Below are 17,752 nucleotides of genomic sequence, written 5' to 3'. Positions count from 1 at the left end.
CCGGCGGCCTCCGCGACCGCCGCGGAGGCGAGCGCGACCAGGTCGGGCGACTCCCCCAGCGGGCGCGACGCCGACCCCGCGGGCGCGCCCGCGATGTCGGCGACGGTCGCGTGGACGGCGCTGCGCCGCACGTCCACCCCGGCGACGTGGGCGCGCCCGGCCACGAGCCCGTAGAGCCGCGCGTTCGGGCCGCGCCGGTCGCCGCCGGTCTCCCCGGTCACCTCGATCAGCCCGTCGGCGCGCAGCCGCTCGATGAGGTCGGACACGGTCGGCCGGGACAGCCCGGTCAGCGCGCGCAGCTGCGGGGCGGTCAGCGGGCCCCGCTCCAGGAGGAGGTCGAGCGCCAGCCGGTCGTTGATCGCCCTGGCCAGCGTGGGGGTCGCGGTCTTCACGGGCCCCATTCAACCAGGGCGGCCCCGCTTTCCCTCTTTTCATCAGGAAGCCTGCCTGTTAATTTAACGGAACATGAACCAGCACCGCGCGATCGGCGCCGTCTTCGCCCTCCACGGAGCCGTCGCCGGGACGTTCGCCACGCGCGTCCCGTGGATCCAGGACCGCCTCGGCCTCGGCCCGGCGGTCCTCGGCCTCGCCCTGCTCTGCCCGTCCGTCGGCGCCTTCGTCGGCATGCCGACCGCGAGCCGGCTGGCGCACCGCATCGGCGGCCGCGCGGCCACCCGCCTCCTGCTCGCCCTGTGGTGCGGGGTCCTCGCGCTGCCGCCGCTGGCGCCGTCGCCCGCCGTCCTGTTCGCGGCGATGCTGCTGTTCGGCGCGAGCGCCGGGATGAGCGACGTCGTCATGAACGCCAACGCGATCGCCCTCGAACGGCGCCTCGGCCGCCCGATCATGTCCGGCCTGCACGGCGTCTGGTGCGTGGGCAGCCTCGCCGCCGGAGCCGTCGGGGCGCTCGTGGCGCACGCCGGGGTCGACGCGCGGCTGCACCTCGGTATCGTCGCGCCGCTGCTCGTCGCGGCGGGCGCCGTCGCCGGACGCGACCTGCTCCCCCAGCGGACCGAGCCCGGCGCGCGGACCCCGCGCCGCTTCGCCCTCCCCGGCCGGGCCGTCCTCGCCATCGGCCTCGTCGGCTTCTGCGCGATGTTCGCCGAGGGCGCGAGCACCGACTGGGCCGCCGTCTACATGACCAAGGTCACCGGCGCGGGCCCCGGCGCGGCCGCCGCCGGGTACACGTGCTTCGTCCTCTGCATGGCCGCGACCAGGCTCGCCGGCGACCGGCTCGTCCGCCGCCTCGGGACGGTGGCGACCGTCCGAGTCAGCGGCGCGGTGGCCACCGCAGGGGGCGCGCTCGTCGTGGCCGCCCGCACCCCGGCGCTCGGCATCGCCGGGTTCGCCCTGCTCGGCATCGGCGTCGCCACGGTCGTGCCGCTGGTGTTCACGGCCGCGGGCGACGCCGGGCCGACACCGGGCGAGGGCGTCGCGGGCGTGGCGACGATCACGTACCTGTCGGGGCTGACCGCGCCCGCCGTCACCGGCTGGACGGCCGGCGCCCTCTCCTATCCGGCGGCCTTCGCCCTGATCACGTGCGTGGCCGCCGGCACGATCGCCGCCGCCGGCGCCCTGCGCCCGCGCGAGCCCGGAGCTCTCGATGCCGCCCCCGCCGACCCCTCCCCCGCCGAATCCGCACCGAGCACGGCGCCCGGGTAGGCCGGAGGCGTTCAGCGCAGCCGGGCGAGGGCCGCCGCGGCGGCACTGGCCGGCGGGGCGTAGTGCACGATGACGCTCTGGTCGGGGTCGCTCTCCACGTTCAGCTTCATGTACCGCAGCGTGACCTCACCGAGGACCGGGTGGCGGAACCGGCGCTCGGACGGGGTGAACGGCGTGAGGTCATGGGAGGACCAGTACTCCCGGAACTCCGGGCTCGTCGCGTTCAGCCCGTCCACGAGCCGCTGGAACCGCGGGTTGCCCGCCTGCCGGCCCGCCTCGTTGCGCAGCAGCGCCGTCAGCCATCGCGCCTCGGCCTCCCAGTCGGGGTAGAGGGCGCGCATCCCCGGGACGTCGAACATCATCCGGACGACGTTCGGATCGTCCGGGACGGGCCACTCGGGCATGCCGCGGAACAGGGCCTCCACCGGGGCGTTCCAGGCGACCAGGTCGAAGCAGCGGGTGACCACGTGGGCGAGGTTGGGCTCGACCATCGCCAGCAGGTCGCGGACCTCGCGGCTCGCACCCGCGGGGGCGCGCGGCTCCGCGGCCGGCTCGCCCGCGAGCTCCAGCAGGTGCCGGTGCTCGTCCGGGCCGAGCCGGAGGGCCCGGGCGAGGCTGTCGAGGACCTGCCGCGACACGCCGCCGACGCGGCCCTGCTCCAGCCACGTGTACCAGGTGAGGCTCACCCCGGCGACGGCCGCGACCTCCTCGCGCCGCAGGCCGGGGGTGCGGCGCCGCGGGCCGGGGACGATGCCCGCGTCCGCCGGCGCCAGCCGGTGCCGCCGGGAGCGCAGGAAGCCGCCCAGCTCCCTGCGCCGCGTCTGCGCTCGCCTCGTCTCGATCGCGGGTGCGGACAGGACGGTCACCTCGCTCCGCGCATGCCTGTCACTGCGGTTAATACCGTTAACACTAGTCTGGTCCCGGCCGCCGCGCCCACCCAGCATGGGCCCATGAGCACACGAACCGTTCTGATCACGGGCGCCGCCGGAGGCGTCGGGAGCGCGGCCGTCCGGCGGCTGCACGACCTCGGGTGGGAGGTGTTCGCCGGCGTCCGCCGGGCCTCGGACGCCGCGGCGCTGCCCGGCGGCGTCCACCCGCTGACCGTCGACCTGGTCGACGAGGAGACCGTCGAGGCGGCCGCCGGGGAGATCGCGGCGCGCACGGGCGGCCGCCTTGACGCGCTCGTCAACAACGCCGGGGTGGTCGTCGACGGGCCCGTCGAGCTGGTGCGGCTGGACGAGTGGCGCCGCCAGTTCGACGTCAACGTGCTGGGCCAGGTCGCGATGACGCAGGCCGTGCTGCCGATGGTCCGGGCGGCGCGCGGCCGGATCGTCAACATCGGCGCGGCCAGCGCCCGGATGAGCGGGCCGGCGTTCGGGCCGGTCGCCGCGTCGAAGGCGGCGCTGGCCTCGGTCACCGAGGCCCTGCGCGCGGAGCTGCGCCCGCTCGGCGTCCGGGTCTGCGTGATCGAGCCGGGCCTGCTGGCGACGGAGATCTTCGAGAAGGCGGGCACGGCGCGCACGGCGGCCGGGTGGCGCGGCGACGCGGACGCGCAGCGCCTCTACGCGGGGGTCACCGCGAAGGTCGGCGAGTTCGGCGCCCGGAGCAGGCCGGGGCCGGTGGAGGGGGTGGTGAGGGCCATCGTCAGGGCGCTGGAGGCGCGGCGGCCGTCGCCCCGCTACCTCGTCGGCCGGGACGCGCGGACGCTGGCGGCGCTCGCGAAACTGCCCGGCCACACCCGCGACCGCATCGTGCTGCGCGCGGTCGGCATCGACGCCGCGACGTACGGCGCGTAACCGTCCGAGGGGTAGCCGTCCCGGAGGTAGCCGTCCCGGAGGTAGCCATCCCCGGGGAGTACGTCCGGTGGGTGCCTGGCGGCGGTCGCGTTCGCTCCGCACGCCACCTGTGCCGCGTCCGCCCGGTTCCCGGGCCGTAACGATTTCGGCACGGCAGGTTCCGCCGGACGTCGCCCGGGGGCCACGATTGGCGTGTGGCTACTGGTGGGAGTGGCACCACGTCCAACGCGGGGCGCGTCATGGCGCGGCTGCGGGGCTGGCCGGGCATGTCGGTCGTCCGCGCCGACTGCGGGGTGGGCGTCGCCCTGTCCGCCGGGGGCAGCCAGATCATCCATCTGCACGGCGGGGACGAGGCGGAGCTGTGCCTGACCCGGCCGGTCGTCGACCGGCTGGGCGGGGCGCTCCGCGAGTCGGGGCGGGTGTCGATCCGGCCCGGCGGCGACTGGGTCGCGGTCCGCCTCGACACCGACTCCGACGTGGCGATGGCGGTGTCGCTGGCCAGCGTCGCGATCAAGGCGGCCGCCGGTCCGGCGCGGGCCGGGACGCGGATCGCGCCGTGCGCGGTCGCCGCGCCGCGGCGGCCCGGGAGAGCCGAACGCCCCGGCCTCCGCGGTGCGGGTGCCGGGGCGAGGGGACGTGCCTCGAAGCCTAGAGCGGGTAGACGCCCTCGGCCTGCGGGCCCTTCTGGCCCTGCGTGATCTCGAAGCCCACGCGCTGGTTCTCGTCCAGGCTGCGGTAGCCGCTGCTGCTGATCGCCGAGTAGTGGACGAACACGTCCGGGCCGCCGCCGTCGGGGGCGATGAAGCCGAAGCCCTTTTCGGCGTTGAACCACTTCACGGTGCCTTCAGCCATGTTCCTTCTCCTCTGGGTGAGGCCTCACCCGCCGCCGGTCGGCGGCAGGGGCTGCATTGCGGACTCATCTCACGTCCGCCGGATCACCCGGGGAAACGGAGAACGCCCGTCGTCAAGAACTTCTGCGGGCGTTTCTTACTGCAAACGTTCGAGACTGCTATTGCGTGCGTGCCTTCCTGCAACACTACGAACCTACCCCATCACGAGCGTTCGCGGGTACCGACACACCGGAACCGGACGGGCCGGGCCCCGCCTCCGCCCCGCCGGACCGGGTCCGCTGCGCCCGGTCGCCCGTCAGGTCGGCGAGGGCCTCGGCCGCGCGGTGGCAGTCGTGGAAGGTGCAGTACAGCGGGACGGGCGCGAGCCGGACGACGTCGGGCTCGCGGGCGTCGGCGATCACGCCGTGCGCCGCGGCCAGGTCGCGCACGAGGCCCCCGGCGTCCGCGACCCGCAGGGAGAGCTGGCTGCCGCGGGCCGCCGGGTCGGCCGGGGTGATCACCTCGGCGCCGGGGACGCGCGCGAGCCGGGCCGCGAGGTAGCCGGTCAGGCGCTCGCTCCGGGCGCGCAGCGCGTCCATCCCGACCCGGTCGAAGATCTCCAGGGACGCGAGCACGGGCGCGAGGGCGAGGATCGGCGGGTTCGAGAGCTGCCAGGCGTCGGCGGAGGGCGGCGGGGCGATCTCGGGGTCCATGCGGAAGCGGACGGACGGCTCGGTCCCCCACCAGCCCGCCAGCCTCGGCAGCGAGGCGTCCCGGACGTGCCGCTCGTGGACGAAGCATCCGGCGACGGCGCCTGGGCCCGCGTTGAGGTACTTGTAGGTGCACCAGGCGGCGAAGTCGACGTCCCAGTCGTGCAGGCGGAGCGGGACGTTGCCGGCGGCGTGCGCGAGGTCCCAGCCGACGGCGGCGCCGGCCGCGCGGCCCGCTCGTGTGATCTCCGCCATGTCCATGAGCTGCCCGGTCAGGTAGTTGACGCCGCCGAGCAGGAGCAGCGCCACGGTGCCGCCCTCCCGTTCGAGGAAGCCCACGACGTCCTCGGTGCGCAGGATGTCCTCGCCCGGCCGCGGCCTGAGCCGCACGACGGTCTCGGCCGGGTCGAGCCCGTGCTGGACGGCCTGGCTGGCGACGGCGTAGGAGTCGGACGGGAACGCCGAGTCCTCGATGACGATGCGGGTGCGGCGTCCGGCGGGCCGGTAGAAGCTCGCCATCATCAGGTGCAGGTTGACCGTGAGCGAGTTCATCGCCACGACCTCGTGCGGCCGGGCGCCGACGAGGCGCGCGGCGGGTTCGCGGAGCAGCTCGTGGTAGTCGACCCAGGGCCGACGGGCCTGGGTGTGCCCCTCGACGGCCAGCCGCGCCCAGTCGTCCAGTTCCTCCCGCAGGACGCCCGCGACGGAGCGCGGCTGGAGCCCGAGGGAGTTGCCGGCGAAGTAGGCCGCCTCCGGGTACCGCCCGCCGGGCGCCGGCGGGACGAGGAACTCGCTCCGCAGCGTGGGCAGCGGGTCGTCCGCGTCGAGCCGCCGCGCCTCCTCCTCCCTGCGGGCGATCTCCTGGTCGGTGCGGTCGGCGAGGCTCACGTGGTCCTTCCTTCGGCGAGGATCGGGGCGATGCCCGCTGGGTCCCCGGCGGGCGGGACGGCGAAGAACGCCTCCGCGTTGCCGCCGAGCAGGAGGGCGCGTCCGGCGTCGTCCAGGCCGGGGCAGGCCCGGATCGCCGCCCCCGGCTCCTTCTCCCCGAGCGGGAACGGGTAGTCGGTGCCGAGCATCACCCGCTCGACGCCCATCACGTCGATGAGCAGCCGGAGCGCGCGCGGGTCGAACACGGCGGAGTCTACGAAGAACCGCCCGGTGTACTCCGACGGAGGGCGCGGGGAGTCGGCGCGAACGATGTCGCGGTTGTGCCAGGCGTTGTCCGCCCGTCCCAGGAGGAACGCGAAGCTGCCTCCGCCGTGGCAGAAGCACAGCCGCAGCGACTCCGGGATCCGCTCGAACGCGCCCGACAGCATGAGCCCGAGGATGCTGAGCTGCGTCTCCGCGGGCATTCCGGAGAGCCACGGGAGCATGTGCCCCCGCATCCGGTCGGCGCCGAGCATGTCCCACGGGTGGACCAGGACGGGCAGGCCGATCTCCGCGCAGTGGGCCAGGAACCCGGTGATGCCCGGATCGTCCAGGTTCCGGTCGCCGACGTGGTTGCCGATGTGGACGCCGCGGTGCCCGTCCGCCGCCGCCCGGGCCGCCACCGCGCACGCCAGCTCCGGGTCCTGGAGCGGGACCTGGCAGAGCGGCAGGAGCCGGTCCGGCGCGCCCGCGCAGAAGGCGAGGACGCGCTCGTTCACGAGGTCGCACCAGTCGGCGGCGCGGGCCGGCTCGGCGGCGTACCCGAACATCAGCGGCGTGGACGAGACGGCCTGCACGCCGACCCCGGCGGCGTCCATGTCGGCCAGCCGGCGCTCCGGGTCCCAGAGGCCCTGCTCGACCGGCCGGTACTCCTCGTCCCCGCTCATCATCATGCCGGTGCCGTCGCCGCCGACGCGCAGCCACGGCTCGCCCGCGCCGGCGAGCGTCCTGCCCTCGGCGCGGGAGAAGCGGGGGAAGACGTGGGAGTGGACGTCGATGACGGTCACGGGTCCCCCGGTCACGCGCGGGGCACCGTGGACGGGACCATGCCGTCCGGCCACCGCTTCCCGGGGTGGACGGCTCCGCAGGACGGGCACTTGCGGTCGCCGCCGTAGAAGCGCTCGAAGACCGGCGGGAGGTCGGCCACGATCGAGTGGACCTGGAGCTCGGCGCGGTGCACCAGGTGGTGGCACTCGGTGCAGTACCACTCGAACGCCTCCCGCATGCCCTCCGGCCGCGGGATCTCCACGACGAGGCCGATCGAGCCCTCCTCGGGGCGCTGCGGCGAGTGCCGGACGTGCGGCGGCAGCAGGAACACGTCGCCCTCGTTGATCTGGACGTCGGCGGGCGGGCGGCCCTCCTCCTCCATCACGCGGAGCACCATGTTGCCCTTGAGCTGGTAGAAGAACTCCTCCGTCGGGTCGTCGTGGAAGTCGGTGCGCTGGTTCGGGCCGCCGACCACCATGATGATCAGGCCGGCGTCGTCGAAGACCTGGACGTTGCCGACCGGCGGCCTGAGCAGGTCGCGGTGCTCCTCGATCCAGGCCTCGAAGTTGAACGGCCGCCCGAAGGTCAGCTGCGGCAGGGTCATGGCCGGGCCTCCTCGTCTGTTTCCGCCGTGTCTGTTTCCGCCGTCCGGCCGGCGGGCTCGCGGCCGCCGGGGATGTGGGCCACGCACGACATCTCGATGAGCAGGTGCGGGTGCGGGAGCTGGTGGACCGCGACGGTGGTGCGCGCGGGGCCGGACTCGTCGAAGTACTCGCCGTAGACCTCGTTGTACCCGCCGAAGTCGTTCATGCTCACCAGGTAGGCGGTCACGCTGACGACGTCCCGGAGCCCTCCCCCGGCGGCCTCCAGGAGGTCGCGGACGTTCTCGATGACGGCGCGGGTCTGCTCGCGGATGTCGAGGTCGGTGACGCCCATCGCGTCGGCGCTCGCCCCGGCGAACGTCCCGTCCGGGCGGCGCGAGCTCGTCCCGGACACGAACAGCAGGTCCCCGGCGCGCCGGACGTGCGGGAACCGGCCGCGCGGGGCCGCCTTGCCCGCGACCGTGAGCGCGTCGTCCATCAGGTCGTCACCTCCACGCTGCCGAGCCCGGCGCCGGTGACCCGCACGTGGGCGTCCTTCGGCAGCGGGACGGCCGCCGTCGCGGCGCCCGCCAGCACCACCCAGCCGGGTTCGAGGACGATCCCGGCACCGAGCGCGAGCCGGGCCGCGGCGCGCAGCGACCGCGCCGGGTCGCCGAGGATCGCCGCGGACGAGCCGGTCTGCGCGGTCCGCCCGTCGATCTCCATCAGCAGCCCCACGTTGGACACGTCGCGGGGCGCGTGCCAGGGCCCGACCCCGAACCGGGCCGCCGAGGCGTTGTCGGCGATGACGTCCGGGAGGGTGAACTTGAAGTCGCGGTACCGGGAGTCGAGCACCTCGTAGCCGACCGCGACCCCGGTCACGGCGGCCTCCACCTCGGAGACGGAGCGGACCTCGCGGCCGATGAGGTAGGCGATCTCCGGTTCGATCCGCGGATGGATGAGCCCGGACACGTCCACGGACCCCTCGGCCGCCATCGCGTCCGTGAGCAGGCCCCAGATGACGTCGTCGACGCCCATCTGCGCCATCTTCGCGCGGCTGGTGAAGCCCATCTTCACGCCCGCGAGCCGCTCCCCGCGCCGGGTGCGGCGCCCGACGAGCGCCCGCTGCACGGCGTAGGCGGTGGCGAGGTCGAACGGCTCCGCCGCCGTGAGCGGCGCGATCGCCGCGGCCTCGCGGGCGGCGCCGTCCAGCGTCGCCGCCAGGGCTTCCACGTCCACGCTCATGCGCGCTCTCCCGTCCGCTCCATCAGTTCTCCTTCGCGAAGGCGGCGCGGACGTCGCCGAGCCCCTCGATGCGCGCCTCGAAGACGTCGCCGGGGGCGGCGGGGACGACGGGGCCGAGCGCGCCGGTGAGCACCGTGTCGCCGGCGCGCAGGGGCCGGCCGACGCGGACGAGGGTGTCGGCGAGCCAGAGCGCCGCGTGCAGCGGATGCCCGAGGCAGGCCGCGCCGGTGCCGGTGGACAGCTGCTCGCCGCGGCGCTCCAGCACCATCCCGCACAGCCGGAGATCGACGTCCGCGAGCCGCACCGGGCGGTTCCCCAGCACGTACAGGCCGGACGAGGCGTTGTCGGCGACGGTGTCGGCGAGGGTGATGTCCCAGCCGCGGACGCGGCTGCCGACGACCTCGATGGCGGGCAGCGCGAACGCGGTCGCGCGGATGAGGTCGGCGACGGTGTGCCGCTCGTGGAGCAGGTCGTGCTCCAGCACCAGCGCGACCTCGGCCTCGGCGCGCGGCTGGAGCACGGCGCCCGCGGGGATCTCCGCCCCGTCCGGGACGGCCATGTCGGCGAACAGCATCCCGAAGTCGGGGCTGTCCACGCCGAGCTGCTCCTGCACCGCCCGCGAGGTCAGCCCGATCTTGCGTCCGGTGAGCCGGCCGCCCTCGCCGAGCCGGCGCTCGGTCAGCACGTCCTGGACCGCGTACGCCTCCTCGGCGGAGCCGATGAGGTCGCGGACGGGCGGGCAGGGGACGCCGGTGGCGGCCGCCCGCAGGAGGCGCTCTGCCGCTTGGGCGATGGGTGTGTCGGTCACGGGCACGCTCTCAGATCCGGATGCAGACGTTGACGGGCTCGGAGAAGAAGTCCAGGGAGTACTCTCCCCCCTCGCGCCCGATGCCGGACGCCTTGACGCCGCCGAACGGGGTACGGAGGTCGCGCAGGTTCCAGCAGTTCACCCAGACGATCCCGGTCTCCACGCGCGGCGCCACCCGATGGGCCCTCGACAGGTCTTGCGTCCACACGGTGGACGCCAGCCCGTAGGGGCTGTCGTTGGCGAGCCGCAGCGCCTCCTCCTCGGTGTCGAAGGGCGCGACGTGGCAGACCGGCCCGAAGATCTCCTCGCGGACGGTCCGGGCCGTCTCGGGCAGGCCGGTGAGCACGGTGGGCTCGACGTAGAAGCCGCCGTCGCGGCCGTCCCCGAAGGACGGCGCGCCGCCGCCCGCGACCACCGTCGCGCCCTCCTCGCGGGCCAGCCGGTAGTACGACAGCACCTTGTCGCGGTGTCCCGCCGAGATCATCGGGCCGTAGCCGTCCAGCGCGCGGGCCCGTGCGCCCAGCGCCTCGACGAACTCGTCGAAGATCGGCCGCTGCACGTAGACGCGCTCGGTGCACAGGCAGATCTGCCCCGAATGGGTGAACGTGGAGCGGACCGTGCCCTCCACGGCCGCCTCCAGGTCCGCGTCGGCGAACACCAGCGCCGGGTTCTTGCCGCCGAGCTCGAACGACACCGGCGTGACATGGTCGGCGGCGTTGCGCATGATCGCCGCACCGGTCGCCGACTCGCCGGTGAACGCGATCGCGTCCACCCCCGGATGCCCCGTGAGGAACTCCCCGGCCGCGCCCGCGCCGTGCCCGTGCACGAGGTTGAAGGCACCGGGCGGCAGGCCCGCCGCGTCCGCGACCTGGGCCAGCAGGGTCGCGGTCGAGGGCGTCTCCTCGGACGGCTTGGCGACGACGGCGTTCCCGGCGGCGAGCGCGGGCGCGACCTTCCAGGTGAGCAGCAGCAGCGGGAGGTTCCACGGCGAGATGACCGCGACGACGCCGAGCGGGCGGCGGACGGTGTAGTTGAGGGCCTCGCCCGCCCCGCCGCTCCAGCCGGGAACCCGGGTGGTGTAGGCGCGCTCCGGCCGCCCGTACAGCAGGTCCGCGTAGGCGCGGAAGTTGCCGACGGCCCGCGGGACGTCGACGGTGGCGGCGAGGTCGCGCGGCTTGCCGGTGTCGAGGACCTCCGCGTCCACGAACTCGTCGAACCGGGCCTCGATGCCGTCGGCGATCCGGCGGAGCGCGGCGGCGCGCTCCTCCACCGAAGCCGCGCCCCAGGCGCCGCCCAGGGCGGAGCGGGCCGCGGTCACGGCGTCGTCCACGATCTCCCGGGTGGCCTCGGGGACCGTGCCGGCCTCGGACCCGTCGGCGGGGGCGATGAGCGGGAAGGCCGGTCCGTCCGATCGGAACGTGCCCCCGACGTAGTGCTCAGCCTTCATCCGCTCCTCCGTGACGCGCCGTGCCGGGCGCGACCGCCGGCACTTGCGATCCTCCGCCGCCGAGCTATGCCAGGCAAATACCAAACTGCTCGTCCGCTATACCCGGACGGTTATGCCCCAAAGGAAACGCCTCAGAGGGTGGCGAAAAGGCCGAGCAGTGCCCGGCTGACGGCCGAGTCCGGATCGGCCAGGTCCAGGACGACGTCGAAGTGGTCGCGGTCCGGGACGACCATCAGGTCGCCGGCGTTCCAGTGCCGCTGGAACAGGCGCGACTGGAGGAGGAAGCCGTCGCCGTCGTGCTCGGCGACGGCGACGACCGCCGGGCAGCGCCGCTCCGCGGGCAGCAGCGCGGGGCTCAGCGCCGCCGCGCGCGCCACGTCCAGCCCGACCGTCGCGTTGACGTAGACGCGGGTGATCGGGCGGATGTCGAACAGGCCGCTGAACGGCATCGCCGCCTTGACCACGTCGGCGGGCAGGCCGAGGTCCTCCTGCCAGCCGCCGACCATCGTCATGCCGGTCAGGTGCCCCCCGGCGGAGCTGCCGCCCACCACGATCCGGTCCGGATCGAGCCCGTGCCCGCGCCCGTGCCGGTGCACCCACGCGACCGACGCCCGCACCTGCCGGACGATCTCCTCCAGCGTCGCCGCCGGGGCGAGCGTGTAGTCGGGCACGACGGTGGCGACGCCGCGCTCGTGCAGCGCCCGCGCCATGAACGACGACTCGTGCCGCGACAGCGCCATCCAGTAGCCGCCGTGGACGAACACGAACACCGGGCGGAGGCGGCCCTCCTCGATACCCCACACGTCCAGCCGCTCGCCGCTCGCCTCGTCGTAGCGGAGGCCCGGGCGGCCGGGCAGCCCGTCGACCGCCGCCGCGGACATGGCCCGGTAGCGGGCCATGTGCCGGTCGAACAGCTCCGGTCCGGCCTTGCGCCGCACGTTGTAGGCGACGTCCAGCTCCTCGTCGCTCAGCTCCCTGCCCGGCCAGTCGTTCAGGTCGACGGTCTCCACGCGCACCCCTCCCGGTCGTCTCCCAGCCTTCCGCCACCGCGCGGGGCGATCAAATACCGCTCCGGTCACGTCCTATGCCCGGCACGCTATGCCCGCCCCCTCGGGCGGCGGCGCTCAGCGGACGAGGCCGGGCAGGTCGGCGGCGTGCGACCGCAGGTAGTCGGCCAGCATCTCCGGGATCAGGTCGACCGCCGCGACGCCCGCGGGCGTGCAGGGCACCCGGTCGACGTCGTAGCGGCCCCGCCGCTCGTCGCCGAACTCGGGCCCGTGCCGGCGGGACAGGTCCATCGAGACCAGCCGGCACACGTAGAAGGTGTTGAGGCGGTGCCGGTCGGGCCGCTGCTCCGCGCACGCGAAGACCTGGCGCACCGGGCCGACGACGGCGCCGAGCTCCTCGTCCAGCTCCCGCCGCAGCGCGGCCTCGGGGTCCGCGTCGGCAGGCTCGATCCCGCCGCCCGGCGTCGTCCAGTACACGGGGCGGCCGGGCACCGTGCGCCGGTGCAGGACGAGGGAGCCGCCGTCCAGCAGCAGGGCGCGGACGGCGCGCCGCACGGGCACCGGCTCCTCGGGCATGGGCCACCTCCGCTCGACGGTCCGCCCGCGCCATCATGGCGCACCCCGCCCGGCCCCGGGCCGCCTTCGCAGCGAACTCCCCCGCACCCGCAGGGTGACCGAAGACGGCGGCTCGCCCCCGGACGGCCCCCGGCGCCGTTAACATTCCGGAGTGCCAAGATCCCGTTGGCGCGCTCTGCACCGGAACGGCGTGAAATGGATGACCTTGAGGTCCGGCACCTCCTGCCGGGCAACCTGCCGCAGCTGTTCGCCGACAGTGGCACCGGCCCCGTCGAGCGGACGCTGTCGGTGCCGCTGCCCGAGGGCGACGTGGTGTGGCCCGACCCGGGCTATCCGCAGCGGCAGCTCCTGATGCGCCCCGCGTTCTGGCTCAGCGACGAACCCGTCCACGGCGAGCTGTGGGGCCGGCTGCGGGCCGAGCATCCCCGCTCCGGGCTGTGGCCGCTCCTGCTGGACGAGACCGACCAGCCCTGGGCGTCCGGGCAGATCGCGCCCGAGCCGGTGTCCGAGGTCGACAACTACGTCCCGCACGCCTTCATGTACGAGGTGTGGACCGACTGGGCGGAGCAGGCGGCCGACGACGACCACGAGGACCTCGCCCCCTACGGCCGGCACTGCCCCGGCCCCGCCCCGGCCGGCACCCTCCTCGACGACCCCGACGCCATGGCCGACCGGTACGCCCGCGCGCTCGGCGCCCGCGGGCCGTCGCTCGGCCTCGTGGCCGTCGACCGCGGCGCCGACGCCCTCGCCGCGATCGGCTGGCAGGGGGCGCTCAACCACAACGAGTGGACGGCGCCCCTCGCCGCCGTGCTGCGGAGCTGGGAGGACCGCTTCGGCGCCCGCGTCGTCGGGCTCGGCTTCAACACGCTGGAGCTCAGCGTCGCCGCGCCGCCGGTCACCACCCGCCACGCGGTGCACGTCGCCGCCGAGCACTGGGCGTTCTGCCCCGACATCCTCTTCCAGGGCCCCGGCACCCTGGCCGGCTACGCCGAGGACATCCGCGGCAAGACCTCGTGGTCGTTCTGGTGGGACTGATCCGGCGCGGCGCTCACTGGAGCTGGTAGGCGGTGAAGCGCTCGCTGCTCCTGGAGTACTCGATGTTCCCCCGGACCCAGTCCTTGCAGCCGTGCACGAACCTGCGCCCCTCGTCGGTGAGGCCGCCGCCGATCTCCTCCTCGATCGCGAGGAGGCGCCGGGTCCTGTCGTCGTGGATCTCGACGTAGCGCAGCATCGCCTCGTCGAGGGTGCACCGCTCCCGGTCGGCGATCGCGCGGATGATGTTGTGCATCGCCCTGGTCTCGGCCTGCTCCTTCGCGTAGGAGTAGAAGTCGTTGTCCAGCCCGATGAGGTCGACCGCCATGTCGACCAGCTCGCGGAACCGGCGGTCGGCCAGTTGCGGCACCCCGAGCTCGTACCCGGCCGCGATGTCCATGAGCAGGAGCGCCGTCCACGTCCCGGACGCGGGGCGGCGCATGGCGACGTACTCCTCCAGCGCGGGGAACTGCCGCGTCTCCTGGTTGGCGACCTCCCAGGAGAGCCCCATCAGGTAGGCGTTGACGGAGTCGATCCACCGCTTGAGCTGGACGGTCGTCGCGGCCTCGTCGATGCGGAGCCTCAGGTCACGCAGGGCGCTCGCCCCCCGGCCGGCGCCGTCGAGCGGGAACTCCGGATCGACCGCGACGCGCGACAGCCGCGCGCACATCTGGATGATCGGCGCGCAGGGCTCCCCCAGCCGGGCCAGGTCGATGTACCCGTCGTCCATGGCGTACAGCCAGAAGTACCAGTCCGTGACGAGCCGCAGCGACTCCCGCGGCAGGTGCGGGTTGGTCATGGCCGCGATGTAGCCCAGCTTGACGCGGCGGAACTCCTCGACCTTGTCCGCGTTGAGCAGGTCGTGTGCCTGCGTCCACGCCAGCGACTCGTCGCACACGGCGTCCGCGTGCTCGTTGATCCTCGCGGGGCACTCGTTGGGGAACTCCAATACGGGGATGGTCGATTCGAGCGTCACGACACTCACTCCTCACGTTGTCGGTAGGAATACTCCGGAACGGGGACCGGGCACCGGGCGGGACCGCCGGCGGTCCCGCGCGGCGGCGCCGGCGGGGCGGCGCCGGCGCGCGGGCCCGGCGGGCCGTATCAGGGACGGGCGGCGCTTCTGCGGACGACGCGCATGTGCAGGCCGTGCGGTATCAGGGTGGCGCCCGGCGTCGGGCGCACCCGCGCCTTCGACGGGAGCTCCATGCGCCAGTGCGCGGCGATGGTGGCCAGCGCCAGGGCGGCGTTGTTGAGGGCGAACACGTCCCCGATGCACTTGCGGGCGCCGCCCCCGAAGGGGGTCACGCCGGTGCGGCCGAGCTGCTCCACCGAGTGGTCCCGCCAGCGGTCCGGGTCGAAGCGCTCGGGATCGCTGTGCAGGTCCGGCCGGTGGTGCACCAGGTACGCGCAGTGGATGACGGTGCTGTCGGCGGGCACGGTGTGGCCGCCGAGCCGCGCGTCGCCCGCGGTCTTGCGGGTGACCAGCCAGACGGGCGGGTAGAGCCGGGACGCCTCCCAGAGGATCCGGTGGGTCAGCTCCAGCCCCGGCAGGTCGTCGTAGGCGGCGGCGCCGGTGACCACGGCGTCGACCTCCTCGTGCAGCCTGCGCTCGATGTCGGGGTCGCCGCCGACCAGGTAGAGCGCCCAGGCGATCAGGGCGGCGGTGGTGCCGAACCCCGCGACGAAGATGGTGACGACCGTGTCGAACAGCTCGTCCTCCGACAGGGTCCGGCCGCTCTCGCCCGCCTCGGGGTCGTCGGCGGCGAGCAGCGTGGACAGCAGGTCGCCGTGGTCGACGCCGCTCTCCCGGTACTCGGTGATGATCCGGCTGACCGTCCGGCGCAGCCGGACCCGCGCCCGCTCGTACCGGCGGTTGCCGAGGACGGGGAGCCGGGCCACCGCGGGCGGCATCAGCATGCGCCGGGTGGCCGACCGCGTGATCGTGCAGACGTCCTCCAGGATCTCGGCGTGCTCGGTCTCGGAGAGCGAGGCGCCGGCGAACATCGTCTTCGCGAGCGCGGTCGAGGTCATCGCGTGCATGGCGGCCATGACGTCGACCGTCTGGCCCTGCCGCCAGGAGCCGGTGACCGCGGTGATCTCCTTGATCATGATCGCGGCGTAGCCGGACTGGCGCTTGCGGTGGAAGGCGGGCTGGGCCAGCCGCCGCTGGCGCCGGTGCTGCTGGTGCGGGCAGGTGGCCAGGCCGCTCCCGAGCGTGTCCCGGAGCCGGTCGAACAGCGGCCCGCCCTTGTCGAAGACGCGGTCGTTGCGCAGGATCTGCTGGGCGAGGTCCGGGTCGCAGACCACGTAGGCGCGCTGCGGGCCGAGCTTGATCTGCACCAGCTCGCCGAGCTCCGGTAAGGACGTGAAGAACCGGAGCGGAGCGCGTAGCAGGGGCAGGGCGTGGCCGAGGACCGGCAGCGCTCCCGGCGCGGCCGGAACGGGCTGCTCGGTCTCCATCGGTGCGGTCGCTTGTGCCATCGGCACCCCTCCTTCGGACGGCCGGGCGGCGGCGCGTCCGGCCGCCACCAGGCGTGATCACTCCACGTGATCACATTAAAACAATCCGCAACCGGGACGGAAGGGTCGGGGTGGCATCAACGCGGGAGAGGCGGCCGGCGCCCGCGCGCTCAGCCGCCGGCGCGCCTCTCCACGCGGCTCCCCCGCGGCAGCGTGACGGCCATGATGGTGCTGGGGGTGTCGAGCTCGATGCGGTGCCAGCGCCCGCGCGGGACGATGGCGGCGGTCCCGGCCCTGAGCCTGACCTCCTCCCCCTCCTGGTCCGGCCGCTCCGGGCGCAGGTAGAGGCGGAACTTCCCGATGAGGCAGGACACGACCGTCTCGGCCTCGGTGTTCACCTCCCAGTGGCCGCCGCGGACGTCGGCGTCGGTCTTCGCGTGGACGGCCGTCAGCCGCCACCCGTCCCGGTCGGGGTCCGGCGCCTGCGGCCCGGCGTGCACCCGGCCGCCCTGGCGAAGGTGGATCAGCGAGGAGAAGAGGTCGATCGGGGTGACGGGCATGCCGGGACTCCTTTCTCCGGTCAGTCCCGGACGGGGAGCGGGGCGCCGGCCGGTTCGGCCGGTGCCGGCGGGCCCGTCCGCGGCAGGACGGCGAGGGCGACGAGGACGGCGGCGAGCAGCAGCGCGGCGCCGAGGCCCAGGCCGAGCGCGTAGCCGTCGTTGAGGCTCTCGGGCGTCGCGGTGCCGCCGGTGCGGTGCTGCGCGGCGGTGCCGAGCGCGGCGAGCCCGAGCGAGGCGCCGATCTGGCGCGAGCTGTTCAGCAGCGCCGAGGCGGTGCCGGTCTCGTGGGACGCCACGCCCGCCGTGGCGGTGGACACGACCGGGGCGAGGCACAGCCCGAAGCCGACGCTGGCGAGGATCGAGGGGCCGAGGACGTCGGTAGCGTAGCCGCCGTCCGCGCTGATCAGGCCGAACCAGGCGAAGCCCGCCGCGGCCAGCAGCCCGCCGAGGACCAGGAGGGTCCGCGCGGACAGGCGGTAGCCGAGCTTGACGGCGAGCACCGACCCGGCGACCACGCCGAGCGCGAAGGGCAGGAACTCGACGCCGGTCTTCGCCGGACCGTTCCCGAGGACGCGCTGGAGGTAGAGGGACATGAAGTAGAAGGACGAGGCCATGGCGGCGCCCCCCAGGAGGTTGAAGGCGTTCGCTCCGGTGACCGAGCGGTTCCGCAGGAGGCCGAGCCGGACCAGCGGCTCCCGGGCGGTGGTCCGCTCGACGAGGACGAACGAGACCAGCAGCACGGCCGCGGCCGCCAGGGTCGCCGCGGTCACCGGCGACGTCCAGGAGTACCGGTCCGTGCGGACGACGCCGAACACCAGCAGGGTCATGCCCGCCGTGGCCAGGACGGCGCCGAGCACGTCCGGGCGCCCGGCACGGGCCGGGGGCGGGCCGGCGGCGACGCCGCGCCAGGCCAGGGCCAGCGCTCCGGCGGCCATGGGCACGTTCACCAGCATCACCCAGCGCCAGCCGGCGTACTCGGTGAGCACGCCGCCGAGCAGGACGCCGAGGGCGCCTCCGGCGGCGTTCGTCGCGCTCCAGACGCCGAAGGCCCGGACCCGGGCGCGCCCCGCGGGGAACGTCGCCGCCAGCAGCGCCAGCGCGGCCGGGGCCAGCGCCGCCGCGCC

At 74.8% G+C, this 17,752-nt stretch carries 20 protein-coding genes; 4 read left to right on the top strand and 16 right to left on the bottom strand.

What is annotated here, in order from left to right:
* On the bottom strand, positions 1-392 hold a 392-nt coding region (locus tag E1300_RS37280), incomplete at its 3' end, for a MarR family transcriptional regulator (RefSeq protein ID WP_242619636.1).
* A gap of 73 nt (positions 393-465) precedes the next feature.
* Between E1300_RS37280 and E1300_RS37275 the strand changes: the two genes are divergently transcribed.
* Positions 466-1,659 (top strand): MFS transporter, encoded by a 1,194-nt coding sequence (locus E1300_RS37275; protein WP_131761827.1) that lies wholly within the window; start codon positions 466-468, stop codon positions 1,657-1,659.
* Between the two features lie 11 nt (positions 1,660-1,670).
* Here E1300_RS37275 and E1300_RS37270 read toward each other — a convergent pair whose 3' ends face one another.
* Positions 1,671-2,525 (bottom strand): helix-turn-helix transcriptional regulator, encoded by an 855-nt coding sequence (locus E1300_RS37270; protein WP_165503165.1) that lies wholly within the window; start codon positions 2,523-2,525, stop codon positions 1,671-1,673.
* Between the two features lie 84 nt (positions 2,526-2,609).
* Here E1300_RS37270 and E1300_RS37265 point away from each other — a divergent pair, with 84 nt between their 5' ends.
* Together E1300_RS37265 and E1300_RS37260 are read left to right on the top strand one after the other, a co-directional pair.
* Positions 2,610-3,455 carry an SDR family NAD(P)-dependent oxidoreductase gene (locus E1300_RS37265; RefSeq protein ID WP_165503164.1) on the top strand — a complete coding sequence of 282 codons (846 nt, stop codon included), beginning with the start codon at positions 2,610-2,612 and terminating at the stop codon, positions 3,453-3,455.
* Positions 3,456-3,649: 194 nt separating this feature from the next.
* Positions 3,650-4,153 carry a luciferase domain-containing protein gene (locus E1300_RS37260; RefSeq protein ID WP_131761824.1) on the top strand — a complete coding sequence of 168 codons (504 nt, stop codon included), beginning with the start codon at positions 3,650-3,652 and terminating at the stop codon, positions 4,151-4,153.
* Here E1300_RS37260 and E1300_RS37255 read toward each other — a convergent pair.
* The 10 genes from E1300_RS37255 to E1300_RS37210 all read right to left on the bottom strand — a co-directional run bounded on the left by E1300_RS37255 (position 4,104) and on the right by E1300_RS37210 (position 12,573).
* Complete coding sequence (locus E1300_RS37255; protein ID WP_131761823.1) at positions 4,104-4,307, bottom strand: cold-shock protein; 204 nt, start codon at positions 4,305-4,307, stop codon at positions 4,104-4,106. The two genes, E1300_RS37260 and E1300_RS37255, sit on opposite strands and share 50 nt — an antisense overlap.
* A gap of 184 nt (positions 4,308-4,491) precedes the next feature.
* Entirely contained in the window at positions 4,492-5,883 is a 1,392-nt protein-coding gene (kynU, locus tag E1300_RS37250) for a kynureninase (protein WP_131761822.1), read from the bottom strand.
* On the bottom strand, positions 5,880-6,944 hold the full coding sequence (locus E1300_RS37245) for an amidohydrolase family protein (protein ID WP_242619635.1): 1,065 nt from the start codon (positions 6,942-6,944) through the stop codon (positions 5,880-5,882). Before E1300_RS37245 ends, kynU begins: the two co-directional genes overlap by 4 nt.
* Positions 6,941-7,513, bottom strand: coding sequence for a 3-hydroxyanthranilate 3,4-dioxygenase (locus E1300_RS37240; RefSeq protein ID WP_207400169.1), 573 nt, complete (start codon positions 7,511-7,513; stop codon positions 6,941-6,943). The genes E1300_RS37245 and E1300_RS37240 overlap by 4 nt, the downstream gene beginning before the upstream one ends.
* Positions 7,510-7,989 (bottom strand): RidA family protein, encoded by a 480-nt coding sequence (locus tag E1300_RS37235; RefSeq protein ID WP_131761821.1) that lies wholly within the window; start codon positions 7,987-7,989, stop codon positions 7,510-7,512. The genes E1300_RS37240 and E1300_RS37235 overlap by 4 nt, the downstream gene beginning before the upstream one ends.
* Positions 7,989-8,735, bottom strand: coding sequence for a 2-keto-4-pentenoate hydratase (locus E1300_RS37230; protein WP_131761820.1), 747 nt, complete (start codon positions 8,733-8,735; stop codon positions 7,989-7,991). Before E1300_RS37230 ends, E1300_RS37235 begins: the two co-directional genes overlap by 1 nt.
* A gap of 22 nt (positions 8,736-8,757) precedes the next feature.
* Complete coding sequence (locus tag E1300_RS37225; RefSeq protein WP_131761819.1) at positions 8,758-9,543, bottom strand: 2-keto-4-pentenoate hydratase; 786 nt, start codon at positions 9,541-9,543, stop codon at positions 8,758-8,760.
* A 10-nt stretch (positions 9,544-9,553) separates the two neighbouring features.
* Positions 9,554-10,990, bottom strand: coding sequence for a 2-hydroxymuconic semialdehyde dehydrogenase (locus E1300_RS37220; RefSeq protein ID WP_131761818.1), 1,437 nt, complete (start codon positions 10,988-10,990; stop codon positions 9,554-9,556).
* Between the two features lie 131 nt (positions 10,991-11,121).
* On the bottom strand, positions 11,122-12,000 hold the full coding sequence (locus tag E1300_RS37215; RefSeq protein ID WP_242619634.1) for an alpha/beta hydrolase: 879 nt from the start codon (positions 11,998-12,000) through the stop codon (positions 11,122-11,124).
* Positions 12,001-12,114: 114 nt separating this feature from the next.
* Entirely contained in the window at positions 12,115-12,573 is a 459-nt protein-coding gene (locus tag E1300_RS37210; RefSeq protein WP_131761817.1) for an NUDIX hydrolase, read from the bottom strand.
* A 195-nt stretch (positions 12,574-12,768) separates the two neighbouring features.
* Here E1300_RS37210 and E1300_RS37205 point away from each other — a divergent pair, with 195 nt between their 5' ends.
* Positions 12,769-13,608 carry a DUF4253 domain-containing protein gene (locus tag E1300_RS37205; RefSeq protein WP_131761816.1) on the top strand — a complete coding sequence of 280 codons (840 nt, stop codon included), beginning with the start codon at positions 12,769-12,771 and terminating at the stop codon, positions 13,606-13,608.
* A 13-nt stretch (positions 13,609-13,621) separates the two neighbouring features.
* Here the strand turns inward: E1300_RS37205 and E1300_RS37200 are convergent, their stop codons facing one another.
* The 4 genes from E1300_RS37200 to E1300_RS37185 all read right to left on the bottom strand — a co-directional run.
* On the bottom strand, positions 13,622-14,581 hold the full coding sequence (locus tag E1300_RS37200; protein WP_131761815.1) for a terpene synthase family protein: 960 nt from the start codon (positions 14,579-14,581) through the stop codon (positions 13,622-13,624).
* Between the two features lie 128 nt (positions 14,582-14,709).
* Positions 14,710-16,089, bottom strand: coding sequence for a cytochrome P450 (locus E1300_RS37195; protein ID WP_207400167.1), 1,380 nt, complete (start codon positions 16,087-16,089; stop codon positions 14,710-14,712).
* Positions 16,090-16,238: 149 nt separating this feature from the next.
* Complete coding sequence (locus E1300_RS37190; RefSeq protein WP_131761814.1) at positions 16,239-16,628, bottom strand: cupin; 390 nt, start codon at positions 16,626-16,628, stop codon at positions 16,239-16,241.
* A gap of 20 nt (positions 16,629-16,648) precedes the next feature.
* The coding region (locus tag E1300_RS37185; RefSeq protein ID WP_131761813.1) for an MFS transporter at positions 16,649-17,752 on the bottom strand (1,104 nt) is incomplete at its 5' end.

The organism is Actinomadura fibrosa (genome assembly GCF_900659615.1).
In the GTDB taxonomy this organism is placed as follows: domain Bacteria; phylum Actinomycetota; class Actinomycetes; order Streptosporangiales; family Streptosporangiaceae; genus Spirillospora; species Spirillospora fibrosa.
The sequence above is the reverse complement of the archived record's forward strand: the minus strand, read 5'-3'. Positions and strand labels throughout refer to the sequence as shown.